This window comes from Nocardioides malaquae, assembly GCF_015070385.1.
Lineage (GTDB): Bacteria > Actinomycetota > Actinomycetes > Propionibacteriales > Nocardioidaceae > Nocardioides > Nocardioides malaquae.
In genome coordinates this window covers 199,478-215,576 of the sequence record NZ_JADCSA010000002.1, presented here as the reverse complement: position 1 = coordinate 215,576, position 16,099 = coordinate 199,478, and the positions used below count along the sequence as shown (strand labels likewise).

The 16,099-nt window shown below is 70.3% G+C and carries 13 protein-coding genes and 1 tRNA gene; 5 read left to right on the top strand and 9 right to left on the bottom strand.

Features of this window, described 5'->3' with window-relative positions; genetic code table 11:
• Position 1 precedes the first annotated feature (1 nt).
• The 4 genes from thrC to argS are packed head-to-tail and all read right to left on the bottom strand — an operon-like array spanning position 2 to position 5,431.
• On the bottom strand, positions 2–1,069 hold the full coding sequence (gene thrC / locus IEQ44_RS02995) for a threonine synthase (protein ID WP_193636931.1): 1,068 nt from the start codon (positions 1,067–1,069) through the stop codon (positions 2–4).
• On the bottom strand, positions 1,066–2,358 hold the full coding sequence (locus IEQ44_RS02990) for a homoserine dehydrogenase (protein ID WP_193636930.1): 1,293 nt from the start codon (positions 2,356–2,358) through the stop codon (positions 1,066–1,068). The genes thrC and IEQ44_RS02990 overlap by 4 nt, the downstream gene beginning before the upstream one ends.
• The gene (gene lysA / locus IEQ44_RS02985; RefSeq protein WP_193636929.1) at positions 2,355–3,770 is read right to left on the bottom strand and encodes a diaminopimelate decarboxylase; all 1,416 of its coding nucleotides are present in this window, start codon (positions 3,768–3,770) and stop codon (positions 2,355–2,357) included. The genes IEQ44_RS02990 and lysA overlap by 4 nt, the downstream gene beginning before the upstream one ends.
• The gene (gene argS / locus IEQ44_RS02980) at positions 3,767–5,431 is read right to left on the bottom strand and encodes an arginine--tRNA ligase (protein WP_193636928.1); all 1,665 of its coding nucleotides are present in this window, start codon (positions 5,429–5,431) and stop codon (positions 3,767–3,769) included. Before argS ends, lysA begins: the two co-directional genes overlap by 4 nt.
• A 139-nt stretch (positions 5,432–5,570) precedes the next feature.
• Between argS and IEQ44_RS02975 the strand changes: the two genes are divergently transcribed.
• Positions 5,571–5,645, top strand: a tRNA-Arg gene (locus IEQ44_RS02975).
• Positions 5,646–5,724: 79 nt separating this feature from the next.
• Here the strand turns inward: IEQ44_RS02975 and IEQ44_RS02970 are convergent.
• Together IEQ44_RS02970 and IEQ44_RS02965 are read right to left on the bottom strand one after the other, a co-directional pair.
• On the bottom strand, positions 5,725–6,687 hold the full coding sequence (locus tag IEQ44_RS02970) for an LCP family protein (protein ID WP_193636927.1): 963 nt from the start codon (positions 6,685–6,687) through the stop codon (positions 5,725–5,727).
• Positions 6,684–7,298, bottom strand: a complete 615-nt coding sequence (locus tag IEQ44_RS02965) for a hypothetical protein (protein WP_193636926.1) — start codon at positions 7,296–7,298, stop codon at positions 6,684–6,686. Before IEQ44_RS02965 ends, IEQ44_RS02970 begins: the two co-directional genes overlap by 4 nt.
• A 157-nt stretch (positions 7,299–7,455) precedes the next feature.
• Between IEQ44_RS02965 and IEQ44_RS02960 the strand changes: the two genes are divergently transcribed.
• A complete protein-coding gene (locus IEQ44_RS02960; RefSeq protein ID WP_193636925.1) occupies positions 7,456–11,202 on the top strand; it encodes a multifunctional oxoglutarate decarboxylase/oxoglutarate dehydrogenase thiamine pyrophosphate-binding subunit/dihydrolipoyllysine-residue succinyltransferase subunit in 3,747 nt (1,248 codons plus the stop codon).
• A gap of 18 nt (positions 11,203–11,220) precedes the next feature.
• Positions 11,221–11,397: a DUF6104 family protein gene (locus IEQ44_RS02955; RefSeq protein WP_170970333.1), complete on the top strand. Its 177-nt coding sequence runs from the start codon at positions 11,221–11,223 to the stop codon at positions 11,395–11,397.
• 59 nt (positions 11,398–11,456) lie between these two features.
• Here IEQ44_RS02955 and IEQ44_RS02950 read toward each other — a convergent pair whose 3' ends face one another.
• On the bottom strand, positions 11,457–12,578 hold the full coding sequence (locus IEQ44_RS02950) for a ThiF family adenylyltransferase (protein ID WP_193636924.1): 1,122 nt from the start codon (positions 12,576–12,578) through the stop codon (positions 11,457–11,459).
• Positions 12,575–13,396, bottom strand: a complete 822-nt coding sequence (locus IEQ44_RS02945) for a hypothetical protein (protein ID WP_193636923.1) — start codon at positions 13,394–13,396, stop codon at positions 12,575–12,577. The genes IEQ44_RS02950 and IEQ44_RS02945 overlap by 4 nt, the downstream gene beginning before the upstream one ends.
• A 213-nt stretch (positions 13,397–13,609) precedes the next feature.
• On the opposite strand from IEQ44_RS02945, the gene IEQ44_RS02940 reads away from it, so the two are divergent.
• Positions 13,610–13,975: a DUF1330 domain-containing protein gene (locus IEQ44_RS02940; protein WP_193636922.1), complete on the top strand. Its 366-nt coding sequence runs from the start codon at positions 13,610–13,612 to the stop codon at positions 13,973–13,975.
• On the opposite strand, the gene IEQ44_RS02935 is transcribed toward IEQ44_RS02940, so the two are convergent.
• Positions 13,935–14,456, bottom strand: a complete 522-nt coding sequence (locus tag IEQ44_RS02935) for a fatty acid desaturase family protein (protein WP_227486786.1) — start codon at positions 14,454–14,456, stop codon at positions 13,935–13,937. The two genes, IEQ44_RS02940 and IEQ44_RS02935, sit on opposite strands and share 41 nt — an antisense overlap.
• Positions 14,457–14,691: 235 nt before the next feature.
• Here IEQ44_RS02935 and IEQ44_RS02930 point away from each other — a divergent pair, with 235 nt between their 5' ends.
• Complete coding sequence (locus IEQ44_RS02930; RefSeq protein ID WP_319804460.1) at positions 14,692–16,068, top strand: HNH endonuclease signature motif containing protein; 1,377 nt, start codon at positions 14,692–14,694, stop codon at positions 16,066–16,068.
• Positions 16,069–16,099: the final 31 nt, after the last annotated feature.

The following is a 16,099-nucleotide window of genomic DNA, read 5'->3' as shown; positions in this document are numbered from 1 at the left end:
CTCAGGCCAGTCCAGCGACGCGGGCGGCGGCGTCGACGTCGGCGTCCACGACGACCTCGACCAGCTCACCCAAGCCTTCCAGGGCGGTGGCGGTGTCCTTGAGACCGTTGCCGGTCACGGTGATGACGATCCGCTTGCCCGAGAAGTCCTCGCCCGCCTCGACGGCGCGGAGCAGCCCGGCCACACCGATGGCCGAGGCCGGCTCCACGAAGACGCCGTCGTGAGCCGCCAGCTGGGCCTGCGCCGAGAGGATGTCGGCGTCGCTGATCGCGGTGAACGAACCACCCGACTCCTCCTTCGCGGCGACCGCGAGGTCCCACGAGGCGGGGTTGCCGATGCGGATCGCGGTGGCCTTCGTCTCGGGGTCGGCGACGGGGGCACCGTGCACGAGCGGGGCAGCGCCCTCGGCCTGGAAGCCACGCATCACCGGACGGTGGGTGGACTTCCCGCGCTTCTCGTACTCGGTGTAGCCCATCCAGTAGGCCGAGATGTTGCCGGCGTTGCCGACCGGCAGGAAGTGCAGGTCGGGAGCGTCGCCGAGGAAGTCGACGATCTCGAAGGCAGCGGTCTTCTGGCCCTGCAGACGCGCAGGGTTGACCGAGTTCACGAGGGCGACGGGATAGTTCTCGCTCAGCTCGCGCGCCATCGTCAGGCAGTCGTCGAAGTTGCCGCGCACCATGATGATCTGTCCGCCGTGCATGATGGCCTGCGCCATCTTGCCGGCGGCGATCTTGCCCTCGGGCACCAGCACGAGCGGCTTCAGGCCCGCCTTCGCGGCGTAGGCCGCCATCGAGGCCGAGGTGTTGCCGGTGGAGGCGCAGACCACGGCCTTCGCGCCCTCGTGCACGGCCACGGAGATCGCGGTGGTCATGCCGCGGTCCTTGAAGGAGCCGGTGGGGTTGTTGCCCTCCACCTTGAGCCAGACCTCGGCGCCGGTGAGGCCGGAGAGCCAGCCGGAGTCGACGAGCGGCGTGCCGCCCTCGCGCAGGGTCACCGCGGGGGTGCCCTCGGGGATGTCGAGCAGGGCGCGGTACTCCTCGATCACGCCTCGCCACTGGTGCACGGTCATTCCGACTCTCCTTCCACGCGCATCACCGAGGTGACCTCGCGGACGATCTCCATGCCCCGCAGCTGCTCCACGGTGGCACTCAACTGGGCGTCCGTGGCCTGGTGGGAGACGACGACGAGCTGGGCGTCGTCGCCGCGTCCCTCCTGCCGGACGATCTGGATCGAGACGTCGTTGTCTGCGAAGGCCTGGGCGACCGCGGCGAGCACGCCGGCGCGGTCCTCCACGTCGATGGCGACGTGGTAGCGGGTGAGGGTCTCCCCCATCGGGCGGACCACCCGGTCGGCGTAGGCGGACTCCCCCACGCCGGTGGTGCCGGTCAGGCGGTGGCGACCGACGGTGACGAGGTCACCGAGCACGGCGGAGGCGGTGGGAGAACCACCGGCGCCGGGTCCGTAGAACATGAGCTGGCCCGCCGCCTCGGACTCGACGAAGACCGCGTTGTACGCCTCGCGCACGCTGGCGAGGGGGTGCGAGCGGGGAATCATCGCCGGGTGCACGCGCACGGAGACCTGGTCGTCACGCAGCTCGGCGATGGCGAGCAGCTTCACGACGGCGTCCATGTCGCGGGCCGACGCGACGTCGGCGGCGGAGACCTCCGAGATGCCCTCGCGGTGCACGTCCTCGGCCTTCACCCGGCTGTGGAAGGCCAGACTGGCCAGGATCGCGGCCTTCGCGGCGGCGTCGAAACCCTCGACGTCCGCCGTCGGGTCGGCCTCGGCGTAGCCGAGCTCCTGGGCCTCTTCCAGCGCCTCCTCGAAGCCGGCACCGGAGGTGTCCATCTTGTCGAGGATGAAGTTGGTGGTGCCGTTGACGATGCCCAGCACCCGGGTGACCCGGTCGCCGGCCAGCGACTCGCGCAGCGGACGCAGGATCGGGATCGCACCGGCCACCGCGGCCTCGTAGTAGAGGTCGCGCTCGGCCTTCGCGGCGGCCTCGAAGAGGGTCGGACCGTCCTCGGCGAGCAGTGCCTTGTTGGCGGTCACCACCGAGGCGCCGTGCTCGAGGGCGGCGAGGATGAGCGTACGCGCGGGCTCGATGCCGCCGATCACCTCGACGACGACGTCGATGTCGTCGCGCGTCACCAGGGCGTGGGCGTCGGTGGTCAGCAGCTCGGCCGGCACCTCCACCTCGCGCGGCGCGTCCAACCGGCGTACGGCGACGCCGGCCAGCTCGACCGGTGCGCCCACCCGGGCCTCCAAGTCAGCGGCCTGCTCCTGCAGCAGCCGGACCACCTGCGACCCCACTGAGCCGCAGCCCAGCAGCGCCACCTTCAGCGGCTTGTTGCTCATGCCTCACCCACGTCGGTTGCCAACAGATCCTCCACGGTCTCACGGCGCACGATGACTCGTGCCACTCCGTCGCGCACCGCGACGACCGGCGGTCGCAGCGCGTGGTTGTAGTTCGAGGCCATCGACCGGCAGTAGGCCCCCGTGGCGGGGACCGCGACCAGGTCGCCGGCCGTGACGTCACCGGGCAAGAACTCGTCCTTGACCACGATGTCACCGGCCTCGCAGTGCTTGCCGACCACGCGAGCCAGTCGCGCAGCCGCCCCCGAGGGCCGGTTGGCCATCGTGCACGAGTAGTCGGCGTCGTAGAGCGCGGTCCGGATGTTGTCGCTCATGCCGCCGTCCACGCTCACGTAGAGCCGGGTGGCGCCGCCGTCCAGGGTGACCTCCTTGACGGTGCCCACCTCGTAGACGGTGCACATCGAGGGGCCGACGATCGCGCGTCCGGGCTCGATCGAGAGCCGGGGCGACTCGATGCCGAGCGCACGACACTCGTGGGCGACGATCTCGGTCATCTCCCTCGCCAGGCGTTCGGGGGTCGAGGGGTCGTCCTGGGTGGTGTAGGCGATGCCGAAACCGCCGCCGAGGTCCATCTCGGGCAGGGAGAGCTCGAGCTCTCGCGCGATCCGGGCGTGCAGGGCCAGCACCCGGCGGGCCGCGACCTCGAAGCCGGAGGAGTCGAAGATCTGGCTGCCGATGTGGGAGTGGAGCCCGAGGATCTCCACCCCGTGCGACGCCTGCAGGCGTCGCACGGCCTCGAGGGCGTCGCCCGACGTGATGGAGAAGCCGAACTTCTGGTCCTCGTGGGCCGTGGCGATGTATTCGTGGGTGTGGGCCTCGACGCCCGCGGTCACCCGCACCATCACGCGTACGGGGGCAGCGCCGGTCGTCGCCTGGGCGGCCCCCAGGGCCGCGATCCGGTCGACCTCGTCGAAGGAGTCGACGATGATGCGACCGACGCCCAGCTCCACGGCGCGCGCCAGCTCGGCGGCGGTCTTGTTGTTGCCGTGGTAGCCCACGCGGGCCATCGGCACGCCGGCCCGCTCGGCCACCAGCAGCTCCCCGGCGCTGCAGACGTCCAGGCAGAGGCCCTCCTCGGCCACCCACCGGGCGACCGCCACGCTGAGGAACGCCTTGCCGGCGTAGTAGACGTCGTAGTCGGCGAAGGCGTCACGGAAGGCGCGCGCCCGGGCCCGGAAGTCGGCCTCGTCGAGGACGTACGCCGGGGAGCCGTGCTCGGCCACCAGGTCGGGCACCTTCACGCCGGCGACCTCGAGGACACCGTCGACCTTGCGTGCGCCCGACGACCACAGCTCGGGGACCAGGGCATTGGGGTCGGCCGGCTCGCGGAGCCATGACGGTCCGCGCAGCGCGCCGGAGGCGTGGGCCCAACCGGCCTCGTGGGTGGTGCTCACATCCGCTCCGGGGCGGAGACGCCCAGCAGGGCCAGTCCGTTGGCCAGCACCGTGCGGGTCGCGGCGACCAGGAGCAGGCGCGCGGCGTGCAGGTCGCCGGCCTCCTCGTCGCCCTGGGGCAGGACGCGGCAGTTGTCGTAGAACTTGTGGTAGCTCGAGGCGGTGTCCTCGAGGTAGCGCGCCACCCGGTGGGGCTCGCGCAGCTCGGCGGCCGTGGCCACGACCCGCGGGAACTCGGCGAGCGCACGCAGCAGGTCGCCCTCCTTCTCGTGGGTCAGCAGCTCGGGGTGCGAGGCCGGGGCCAGCCCCAGGTCGGCCGCGTTGCGCAGGATCGAGGAGACCCGGGCGTGGGCGTACTGCACGTAGAAGACCGGGTTGTCGCTCGACTGCTTGGTCATCTGGGCGACGTCGAGGGTCAGCGGCGAGTCGGCCGGGTAGCGCGCGAGCGTGTAGCGCAACGCGTCGACGCCGATCTCGTCGGTCAGCTCCTGGAGGGTGACGATCGTGCCGGCGCGCTTGGAGAGCTTCATCTCCTCGCCGTCCTTCATGATCTTGACCAGCTGGCCGATCAGGACCTCGATGTTCTTCTCGGGGTCGTCGCCGGCGCAGGCCGCCATCGCCTTGAGGCGCCCGACGTAGCCGTGGTGGTCGGCACCGAGCAGGTAGATGCAGCGGTCGTAGCCGCGCTCCCGCTTGTTGAGGTAGTACGCGGTGTCGGAGGCGAAGTAGGTCAGCTCACCGTTGGAACGGATGAGGACGCGGTCCTTGTCGTCGCCGAAGTCGGTGGTGCGCATCCACACGGCGCCGCCGTCGTCGAAGACGTGGCCGCGGTCCTTGAGACCCAGCAGGGTCTCGTCGACGGCGGAGTTCTCGTGCAGCGAACGCTCGGAGAACCAGGTGTCGAACTCGGTGCGGAAGACCCTGAGCTGCTCCTGCTGCTCGGCGAGCTGCACCGCGTAGCCGGCCTCGCGGAAGGCGACGAGGCGCTCGTCGACCGGCTCGGAGGGCAGGTCGAGGATGCCCGGGTTCTCGGCGACGACGCGAGCGGCGAGCTCCTTGACGTAAGCACCGCGGTAGCCGTCCTCGGGCGCCTCCTCCCCCAGCGCGGCGGCGAGGACCGAGGCGCCGAAGAGGTTCATCTGGTTGCCGCGGTCGTTGATGTAGAACTCGCGGTCGACCTCGGCGCCGGCGGCGTCGAGCACGCGGGCCAGCGCATCACCGACGGCGGCCCAGCGGGTGTGCCCCAGGTGCAAGGGGCCGGTGGGGTTGGCGGAGATGAACTCGACGTTGACGCGCTCGCCGGCCAGCGCCTCGTTGCGGCCGTAGGCAGCGCCGGCGGCGACGATGTCGGCCGCGACCTGGCCCTGCGCACCCGCAGCGACCGTGATGTTGAGGAAGCCCGGGCCGGCGATCTCGACCGCCTCGACGCCGTCGGTCGCCTCGAGCTGGGCCTTCACCAGCTCGGCGAAGGCGCGCGGGTTGCTGCCGGCCTTCTTCGCCAGCTGCAGGGCCACGTTGGTGGCGTAGTCGCCGTGCCCCTTCTGCCGCGGACGCTCCACCGTCACCGCTGCCGGCACGCCGTCGGGCAGGGCGATCGTGCCGTCGGCCACGAGGGCCGCGAGGGCGTCGACGATCAGGGTGGAGAGATGCTCGGGGGTCACCCGGCAAGCCTATCCGCGACCGCGCCGCACCCCCGCACCGGTTTCATCCCTCGCGATCGCCGGGCGACGCAGGACACACCAGCGACCGGGGCGGTTTCACACCCCGTCGTCATCGGCGGTAGTGTTTCCACCGCTACGGGCCCCCGTAGCTCAGGGGATAGAGCACCGCCCTCCGGAGGCGGGAGCGCAGGTTCGAATCCTGCCGGGGGTGCCACGGTGATGTCGGCCGACATCACGAAGAGCCGGACCCTCCTGGGTCCGGCTCTTCGTCGTTTCCAGGCCCGTCGAAGACCTCAGCAGCGGTCGATCGTCGCGTCCTTGCGGGCGTCGTCGCCGTAGCGGCGAGCGGCGGCGACGTCGGGGAAGACGACACTCGCGGCGCCGGCCTGCCCGAGGCTCCCCTGGACCACGCAGGTCGAGACCTTGCCGGGCTTCACCTTCCCGATCGCCTGGGCGATGCGGTAGAGCTCGACCGGCGAGGCATCGGTGTCGGTGTGCCTCAGCACGGCGGCGACGCCACGCTCGACGAAGCCGGGCTCACGCTGCTTCTCCAGGATCCGGCGGTGGATGCCGCGGATCACCTTCTGCTGGTTGGACGAACGGCCGAAGTCGCCGTTGGTCAGTCCCTTGCGGATCCGCGAGTAGGCCATCGCGTCGTACCAGCCGAGCTTGATGCGTCCGGCGCGGAAGCCCTCACGCTTGAGGTTCGCGTCGGCGAAGAAGTAGGGGTTGTTCACCTCGATGGGCCCGATCTCGCGCACCATCCCCTCGAAGCCCTCGAAGCGGGTGACCATCACGTAGTCGGGCTCGATCCCGACGAGGCCCGCAACGGTGCGCGCCTGCAGCTGCGGACCGCCGAAGGTGAGGGCCGCGTTGATCCGGTTGCGGCCGTGACCGGGGATGTCGACCCAGGAGTCCCGGGCGATACCGATCGCGGTCGCGGCACCAGTCTTCGTGTGGATGCCGACCAGCTGGAGCGCGTCCCCGCGGGTGCGGGTCATGTCCTCCCACGGCCGCGCGTCGGAGCCGATGCCGAGGATCCAGACGACGTCGGGGCTCAGGTCGACCGCGTGGGACCGCTCCACCTTGACCAGCGCCACCCGGGTGGAGGCCACCTCGGAGTCGGGCACGACGAGGCCGGTGACGGCCAGCACCGCAGCCAGCGCCAGCACCCGCACCACCGTGCGGAACCGGCGGCGGCCAGCCCGGGGCGTACGCACGGGGGCACTGCTCGAGGTCGTCGTCGTGGTCGTCATCGGGTCTCCTCGGTGAGGTCGTGGCCGAAGACCTTCCAGCCCTGCTTCGTCGGCGTGAGCAGCAGCCGCCCGCGCACGCGTACGGTCTGCGTCTCACCCTCTCCCTCGCCACTCTGCGTCTCGTAGGTCAGCACCACCCGAGCGGTCGCGCCGACGGCCCGACCCCGGGCGCCGACCAGGTCGACGCGGACCACCCGGCGCTTCACGGCGACGGAGTCGACCTGCTCGGAGATCTCCGCTGCGGAGGTGAGGGCCGCGTCCTGCTCGGCGGCCCGGGCAGCGGCAGGGGTGAAGCCGTCGTACGCCTCAGCGCCGATCGCGCGCGGCCACTCGCCACCGACGTGGGCGTCGTCGATCCAGCCGTCGACCACCTCGACGACGTCGCGCACGGCGGTCCGGCGGGCCGGTCGGGGCAGTCGACCGGCGACCTCGCCGACCGAGGCCCGGGTCTCCACCGTGGGCGCCTGGGAGGTCGGCTCCGGAGCCTCAGCCCCCTCCTCCGTCTCCGGCTCACCGTCGGTGCAGCCGGCGGCACCGGCCAGCAGCAGTGCAGTGGTGACGAGGGCGACGCCTGCGCGTCGGCGACCTCGGAAGTGGCCCGAAGGACCCATGGATTGCACTCCTCCCACATGGGGTATCGCGTGTGTCAGGCCCCAGCCTGCCGGAAACAACACCCTGCACCCGGCATTTGCAGGTGGGTGGGTCTAGCCTTGACTCCGACCCACCCGCACCATCCAGCGCGCATACCCGGAAGAGGCGAACCAAGCCGTGCCGCAGTCCCCCAGCTCCGACCAGCCGTCATCAACCGCCCCGAGCACCGACTTCGGGGCCAACGAGTGGCTGGTCGAGGACAAGTACGAGCAGTACCAGAAGGACCCGAAGAGCGTCGGCCCCGAGTGGGCCGACTACTTCGCGAAGCGCGCCGGTGGGGGAAGCAGTCAGGCGACCCCTGACTCCGCCCCGGCAGCCCCGTCCTCCAAGGCTGCCCCCAGCAAGCCCGCGAGCAAGCCCGCGCCGGCCCCCGTCGCGTCCTCCCCCGCCACCGGCCCGGTGCCGGTCGCCAAGCCCCGCCCGACGGCCGCTGCCGCCGAGCCGGCCAAGGGCACCGCGACCCCGGTCGCCAAGGACCCGGCCCCCGCCCCCAAGAGCGAGGCGAAGGACGAGCCGACCTACACCACCCTGCGCGGCATCCCGGCCGCCACCGCCAAGAACATGGACATCTCCCTGTCCGTGCCGACGGCGACCTCGGTGCGCAACATGCCGGTCAAGCTCCTGTGGGACAACCGCACCGTCATCAACAACCACCTCAAGCGTGCGCGCGGCGGCAAGGTCTCGTTCACCCACCTCATCGGCTACGCCATCGTCCGAGCGATGCGCGAGATGCCGGAGATGAACAACACCTACGCCGAGGTCGACGGCAAGCCGACCATGGTGAGCCCGGCCCACGTGAACCTCGGCCTGGCCATCGACCAGCAGAAGAAGGACGGCACCCGCCAGCTCGTGGCGCCCTCCATCAAGGGCTGCGAGTCGATGGACTTCGCCGGCTTCTGGACGGCCTACGAGGAGATCGTCAAGAAGGCCCGCGACAACAAGCTCGGCATGGACGACTACTCCGGCACGACGATCTCGCTGACCAACGTCGGCGGACTCGGCACCAGCCACTCCGTGCCCCGACTGATGGCCGGCCAGGCCGCCATCTTCGGCGTCGGCTCGATGGAGTACCCGCCGGAGTTCCAGGGCGCCTCCGAGGAGACCCTGACCCGCAACGCGGTCAGCAAGATCATGACGATCACCTCGACCTACGACCACCGCGTCATCCAGGGCGCCCAGTCGGGCGAGTTCCTGCGTCGGGTGCACCAGCTGCTGCTGGGCGAGGGAGGGTTCTACGACGAGATCTTCGCGTCGCTGCGCATCCCCTACCAGCCGATCCGCTGGGGCAAGGACATCGCGACCTCCCACGACGAGGACATCTCGAAGCAGGCGCGCATCCTCGAGCTGATCCACGCCTACCGCGTGCGTGGCCACCTGATGGCCGACACGGACCCGTTGGAGTACCGCCAGCGCACCCACCCCGACCTCGAGATCGAGTCGCACGGCCTGACGCTGTGGGACCTCGACCGGGAGTTCGCCACCGGCTCGTTCGGCGGCGAGGGCAAGCGGCTCATGAAGCTGCGCGACATCCTCGGCATCCTGCGCGACTCCTACTGCCGCACCATCGGCGTGGAGTACATGCACATCATGGACCCCGAGCAGCGCCGCTGGATCCAGGAGCGCATCGAGGTCCCGCACGAGAAGACCCCGCGCGAGGAGCAGTTGCGCATCCTGCTCAAGCTCAACCAGGCCGAGGCCTTCGAGACCTTCCTGCAGACGAAGTTCGTCGGCCAGAAGCGGTTCTCCCTCGAAGGCGGCGAGACCACCATCCCGCTGGTCGACGAGATCTGCGAGGCCGCGGCCGAGGCCGACCTCGACGAGGTCACCATCGGCATGGCCCACCGCGGTCGCCTGAACCTGCTCGCCAACATCGTCGGCAAGTCGTACTCGCAGATCTTCCGCGAGTTCGAGGGCAACATCGACCCGCGCACCGTCCAGGGCTCGGGCGACGTGAAGTACCACCTCGGCGCCGAGGGCGAGTTCGTCGCCGGCAGCGGGGAGACGATCAACGTCTCCGTCGCGGCCAACCCCTCGCACCTCGAGGCGGTCGACCCCGTCCTGGAGGGCATTGCCCGCGCCAAGCAGGACGTGCTCGACCGGGGCAGCGAGTTCTTCCCGGTGCTCCCGCTCCTGATCCACGGTGACGCCGCGTTCGCCGGTCAGGGAGTCGTCGCCGAGACGCTCAACCTCTCGCAGCTGCGTGGCTACCGCACCGGCGGCACCATCCACGTGGTCGTCAACAACCAGGTCGGCTTCACCACCTCGCCCGGCTCGTCGCGTTCCTCGCTCTACTGCACCGACGTGGCGCGCATGGTCCAGGCACCGATCTTCCACGTGAACGGCGACGACCCCGAGGCCTGCATCCGTGTCGCGCGACTGGCGTTCGAGTACCGCCAGGCGTTCAACAAGGACGTCGTCATCGACCTCGTCTGCTACCGCCGTCGCGGCCACAACGAGGGCGACGACCCCAGCTACACCCAGCCGCTGATGTACGACCTGATCGAGCAGAAGCGCTCGGTGCGCAAGCTCTACACCGAGTCCCTCATCGGCCGCGGCGACATCACGGTCGAGGAAGCCGAGCAGGTACTGCGCGACTACCAGCAGCAGCTCGAGCGGGTCTTCACCGAGGTGCGCGAGGCGACCTCCCAGCCGTCGCAGTGGACGACCGTGCCGGACTACCCGGAGAAGTCCGCCGGCGACGCGACCACCTCGGTCACCCAGGAGGTCATGAAGCGGATCTCCGACGCCTACCTGACCCCGCCAGAGGGCTTCACGGTGCACCCGAAGGTGATGCCGCAGCTGCAGCGCCGCGCGGCCGCCATCCTCGAGGGCCCGATCGACTGGGGCACCGGCGAGATCCTGGCGTTCGGCTCCCTGCTGATGGAGGGCCGCCCGGTCCGCCTGGCCGGTCAGGACTCGCGTCGCGGCACCTTCGTGCAGCGCTTCGCTACGATCATCGACCGCAAGAACGCCGACGAGTGGACCCCGCTGACGACGCTCAGCGAGGACCAGGCGAAGTTCTACGTCTACGACTCGCTGCTCAGCGAGTACGCGGCGCTCGGCTTCGAGTACGGCTACTCCGTGGCCCGTCCCGACGCCCTGGTGCTGTGGGAGGCGCAGTTCGGTGACTTCGTCAACGGCGCCCAGACCGTCATCGACGAGTTCATCTCCTCCGGCGAGACGAAGTGGCGCCAGCAGTCCGGCGTCGTCCTGCTCCTCCCCCACGGCTACGAGGGTCAGGGACCGGACCACTCCTCGGCTCGTATCGAGCGCTTCCTCACCATGTCGGCGGAGGACGCGATGGTCGTGGCGCAGCCCTCGACGCCCGCGTCGCACTTCCACCTGCTGCGGGCCCACTCGTTGGGGGAGGAGCACCGTCCCCTCGTCATCTTCACCCCCAAGTCGATGCTGAAGCGCAAGGAGGCTGCCTCGCAGCCCTCCGACTTCACGACGGGCACGTTCCGTCCGTTCATCGGCGACGACGAGGCCGACCCGGAGAAGGTGGAGACCCTGCTGCTCTGCTCGGGCCGCGTCACGTGGGACCTGGTCGTGGAGCGGTCGAAGCGCGAGGACGGCGAGAAGTTCGCCATCGGGCGCGTCGAGCAGCTCTACCCCAACCCGGTGAAGGAGATCCAGGCCGAGCTCGCCAAGTACCCGAACCTCAAGACGGTTCGCTGGGTCCAGGACGAGCCGCGCAACAACGGGCCGTGGCCGCACTACGCGCTCAACGTGTGGGACCAGCTCGGCCTCGAGGTCGAGCCGGTCACGCGGCCGGCGTCGGCCTCGCCGTCCGTCGGCACCCTGAAGCGTCACGTGGAGGAGCAGAAGGCCCTCCTCGCCGACGCCTTCGCCCGGCACCGCTGAGCCTCACGAGGACGACGGATGTACTACACGGACCGCGGCATCGAGGAGCTCGAGAAGCGTCGGGGCGACGAGGAGGTCACCCTGGCGTGGCTCGCCGACCGTCTCCAGGAGTTCACCGACCTGCACCCCGAGTTCGAGGTGGCCGTCGAGCGGCTGGCCACCTGGCTCGCCCGTGAGGACGACCCGGAGGACTGAGCGCACCGCACGTAGGCCGCCAGGGGCCGGACACCGAGAGGTGTCCGGCCCCTGTCGAGTCAGCGGACGCCCCGGAGACCGCGCACCGCAGACAGCGTCTCGCGCACCGACGCCTGGGACCCCAGTCGTAGGACCCGGCGTGAAGAGCTGCTGTAGGTGCCTGAGGCGAGGCGCTCACCAGCGAGGACAGCGCGCACCGCCACGCTCGCCAGGGCGCCGCCGCTCGCCGCGGTGGACCCGAGTTGCGGCATGCCACCCAAGCTGCGCCCGACCTCGAGGGCCGAAGCCAGCAATCGCGTCCGCAGGTGGCGTGCGCCAGCCACGCGTACCAGCGCCACACGCCGTTCACGCTCCGTCAGGTCTCCCGCAAGGATCTGGTCGAAGAGCCGCGCGCTCACGCGGCCGTTGAACGGGGCCACGGCACCGAGGTCATGGCGCTCCACGTCGACCACGGACGTCTCACCGAGGTCGCTCACCATCAGCAGCGGGACCCGGAGTCGGGCGGCCTCCAGACGAAGCAACGCCTTCGTGCCCAGGTCGTCCACCTCGTCGAAGACGACGTCGGGACCGAACTCCTCGAGCGCACCCACCTCCCGGGCGGTGAAGCACCCCCGCAGGTGTCGCTGCTCGATCCACGGGTCCACCTCGCTCAGCTTCTGGGCCGCAACCGTCACCTTCGGCAGTCCGACCGCCGCCATGGTGGAGCGCAGGCGATTCAGGTTGGTCGGGTCGACGGTGTCGCCGTCGCAGAGGAGGAAGGCAGCACCCACACCGTCCTGGGCCAGCTGGTCGACCACGTTGCTGCCGACGCTCAGCCCGAAGACCGCGATCCGTCCCGCCCCGGCCGCTGCCTGCTCCCGCGGGGTGACCAGGTTCCTGTTGCGGAAGGTCCGCACCAACCGGTGCAGGTCGCGAGAGGGATAGGTGACGAGGCGGCGTGCCCACGGAAGATGAACCCACACCACCGCGGACTCCCGGTCGAAGGGTTCGAGCAGGTCGAGCGCACCGAGTCCGCGCAGCTCGTCCAGGCAGGCAACGATCTCGGCGGACGCGTCGTGCACCGCCACGCCGTCGCGGACGAGCTGGGCCAACCGACGCGCCTGGTGAGGCACCAAGGGGTCCAGCACCTCGGGCGCGCTCCAGACCCCTGAGCGTCTCGACGGCACGGTGGCCGTGGTCACGAGTCCACCGACACGAGCTCGCGCCGCGCGTGGAGCGTACGCCTGGTGGCCTCGGGCACGAGATCGGCCGGGAGCCCGTCGCACAGGAACGCCAACGAGCGGGCGTAGCGCCAGCGCTGCGCCGTCGTCGTGGCTTCCCCCAGGGTCCTCGTCAGCGCGTCGAGCACGCGCGGTGGTTCGATCGCCATCGGCGTCAACGCCAACGACTCGTTCACCCTGCGGTCGCCGGACCGCACGGGCACGGGGCGTCCCACCCGGCGTACGCAGTGAGGACCGAACTGGCGTCGCATCGAGGCGAAGGCGCGCGGTGAGACGCTGCTGAGCCACAGGTCCTCCGAGTCGCGGACCACTGCCCGCTGCCACATGGCCCGCATCACCTCGAAACACGCCACGGGCCGCGCGGTCTGCGTCCTGGCGAGCGCCGCCACCTCCACGACTCGCTCGGGGGCCACCGACTCCAGGAGCGCGTGGCCGTGCCGGTCGAGGGCGACAGCAACCCTGCGCACGGCTGGGAGGCTCTCCAGGTCTCCTCTCGAGGGCACGCGTCGTGCCGCCGCCTCGAAGCGACCGGGGCGCGCGAAGGACTCGGCGAGGAAGTAGGTCACGTGCGGACCTCGTGTGTGGTCCAGGCCCTCGCGCAGGCGTCCGTCGGGGGTCAGGGCTGAAGGAAGGAGGAAGCCCTCGGCGACATAGCTCTCGCCCTGGATCTGCTGGGCCCTGAACGCCAGCGCGGGCCGGGCGGACTCCCCGAACCTGTGCACCCGGTAGTCGCCCAGCTTCGGTCGTCGCTCAGCGTCCGTGCTCGTTCGTCGGCTCATCGTCTCCCCCAAGACAGTGGCGCCCGCGTTGCTGCTGACGTCCGGCGCCATCCTTGCGAGGCTTCACTCGGCCTCCGGCCGCACTCACGCCCGTGAAATCAGGCAGTCGACGCGTGGGTGATGTGGTAGCGGAACACCGCGGGCTGGAACGCACGTGGCTCGTTGGTGCCGGCGCACGGCGACACGCCTGCCGCCGTATGCCACGATCACGGCATGGCCATCGACCCACACGGCAAGGACCTCAAGCGCTACCTCGAGGAGGACACCGGCGGTCCCGTGGTGATGCTCAACCTGCTGCGGTTCGCCGAGGGCGGACGCGAGCTCTACGACCAGTACGCCCGGGCACTCGTCACCACCTTCCTTCCGCGCTACGGCGGGGAGGTCCTCTACGCGGGCGACGGGTCCACCGCTCTCGTCGCGGAGTCGGGTCAGGAGTGGGACATGGCGGCGTTGGTGCGCTACCCGTCGCGCGAGGCGTTCCTGGCCATGGTCTCCGACCCGGAGTACCAGACCGTGACGGAACTGCGCACCCGCGCCCTCAGCGAGGCGGTGCTCCAGGCCACGACGCCGCGCTCCTGAGCTCAGGCTCGCACGGCACGAAGTCCACCTTCTCCCGCAGCTCGTGGGCGGTGTTGATCCCGATGCCGCCGACGCACCCGATGGAGATCGCCAGTCCGATCTTGTCGACCGGGCCCAGCTCGGGCGCCCAGCCCAGCGGGTCACCTCGCATCGCCAGGTGCATCGCCAGAATGAAGGCGGTGTACTGGATCGGCAGGTAGAGGTAGGTGATCCACCGGTAGTACTTGTCGTTCTCCAGTGCCTCGATCACGTCATCGGGTGGATTGGAGCGGTCGAGCCCGGCCACGAGGTCGATGACCGGCACCATGCCGAGGATGACGATCGGCCCCAGCCACAGCCAGATCCCCCACCCGGTCGCGCCGTAGCCGGCATACCCGACGAAGGCGAGGGAGGGCACCACCAGGCCGATGAGCCACAGGTAGCGCTTGCGGTCACGCCACTCGGCGGTGGACTCGGGCGAGACGGTGCTACCGCGGGCCATACGCACTCCTCGGACGGCGCCGGAGCCGACGGTCGCTGCGACCCTGGACTTTCTCAGCACCCTAGGGAGGTCGCGGGAATGTGACAAGGGTCTTACTTTGCGAGCCGGAAACAGCAACTACGGGGTTGTGGTTCGAACTGGTGTTCGACTAGGGTGGTCGTAGGTCGTCACTCAGGACACCGGCTCCCGCTCGCGTGGGGGATCCGGAGACGGTGGCGTCAGTTGCGAGGGTGACGTGATCGTCCGGTGGTTCCGGGCCTCCAGGAGCAACGACGTGCAGACCGCCGTGGGGCGGTGTCGTCGAGGCGTGCTGGGGGTGGGTCGGGTGTCGCGAGTGTTGGCCGCGTGTGCGGTGATCGAGGCCGAGCTGAAGGCGTTGGCCGAGGTGAACCCGATCTTCATGAGCACCGAGGAGAAGGCCGAGGCGTTGCGGCGCTCGGTGGCTCTGGAGAGCCAGTTGACGGAGCTCCGGTTGCGGGTGATGGCGTCCTCGCAGGACGTCGCTGAGGCCCAGGGGTTCCACTCGGTTGCGCCGTGGTTGGCCCACCACGCCCATGTACGCCGCGCTGACGCTGCGACCGACCTGAAGCTCGCGGTGGCGCTGGAGGAGCTGCCGGTGCTGGCAGCGGGGCTGCGGGAGGCACGGGTCAACGTGGCTCAGGCGCGCGTGATCGCTGGCGCGTTGGGTGAGCTTCCGGACGGCATCGAGCCCGAGGTCGCGGCGCTCGCGGAGGCCGAGCTCGTGCGACTCGCCGAGGTCCACGACCCTGCAGACCTGGCCAAGCTCGGGCGCCGGATCCTGGAGCTGGTCGACCCTGACCGGTTCGAGGACGAAGAGCGTCGCAAGCTCGACGAGGCGGAGAAGCACGCCGCGGAGAAGCAGCGCCTGAAGATGCGGGCGCTGGGCGACGGACTCACCCGCATCAGCGGGGTGGTGCCCGATGCGGTCGCAGCCCGGTTGTTGACCTACCTGCACGCTTTCACGAACCCGCGGCTGTCCGACGGTGCGGTCCGCCGTACCACCGACGAGCAGGCCCAAGCTGAGAAACAGGGAACCGGGCAGCAGGGCAGCGGGCTCGTGGTCAACCACCCGCGTCGGTTGGCCGAGGCGTTCGGACAGCTGTTGGAGACCCTCGACCCGGCACGGTTGCCGCTTCATGGCGGGGACGCCACCAACGTCACTGTCACCATCAGCTTCGACGCGTTGAAGACCGGTCTCGGGGTCGCGTCGTTGGACAACGGCACCCCCGGGGACGGGTTCGACACCCTCACCCCAGCCCAGGCCCGCCGGCTCGCGTGCAACGCCCGGATCATCCCCGCAGTGCTCGGCACCCACTCCGAGATCCTGGACCTCGGCCGCGGCGCCCGGTTGTTCACCAAGGCCCAACGTCGGGCCCTGTTGCTACGGGACGAGACCTGCCGCGCCGAGGGATGCACGATCCCCGGCACCTGGACCGAAGCCCACCACCTCATGCCCTGGTCCCACGGCGGCCTGACGAATCTCGACAACGCACTGTTGCTGTGCTCGCGCCACCACCACCGCGCCCACGACGACACCTACGACATGACCCGACTCGCCTCCGGCGACTACCGCTTCCACCGTCGGAGGTAGACACGGCATGGTCCAGCAACTCAGGACGAGG

Bases quoted from the DNA above. Each gene is read 5' to 3' on its own strand.
- IEQ44_RS02940 (WP_193636922.1), top strand. From the start codon at position 13,610: ATGGCCATCGACCCACACGGCAAGGACCTCAAGCGCTACCTCGAGGAG.
- IEQ44_RS02965 (WP_193636926.1), bottom strand. From the start codon at position 7,298: ATGGGTCCTTCGGGCCACTTCCGAGGTCGCCGACGCGCAGGCGTCGCC.
- IEQ44_RS02955 (WP_170970333.1), top strand. From the start codon at position 11,221: ATGTACTACACGGACCGCGGCATCGAGGAGCTCGAGAAGCGTCGGGGC.
- IEQ44_RS02970 (WP_193636927.1), bottom strand. From the start codon at position 6,687: ATGACGACCACGACGACGACCTCGAGCAGTGCCCCCGTGCGTACGCCC.
- IEQ44_RS02990 (WP_193636930.1), bottom strand. From the start codon at position 2,358: ATGAGCAACAAGCCGCTGAAGGTGGCGCTGCTGGGCTGCGGCTCAGTG.
- IEQ44_RS02945 (WP_193636923.1), bottom strand. From the start codon at position 13,396: ATGAGCCGACGAACGAGCACGGACGCTGAGCGACGACCGAAGCTGGGC.
- thrC (WP_193636931.1), bottom strand. From the start codon at position 1,069: ATGACCGTGCACCAGTGGCGAGGCGTGATCGAGGAGTACCGCGCCCTG.
- IEQ44_RS02935 (WP_227486786.1), bottom strand. From the start codon at position 14,456: ATGGCCCGCGGTAGCACCGTCTCGCCCGAGTCCACCGCCGAGTGGCGT.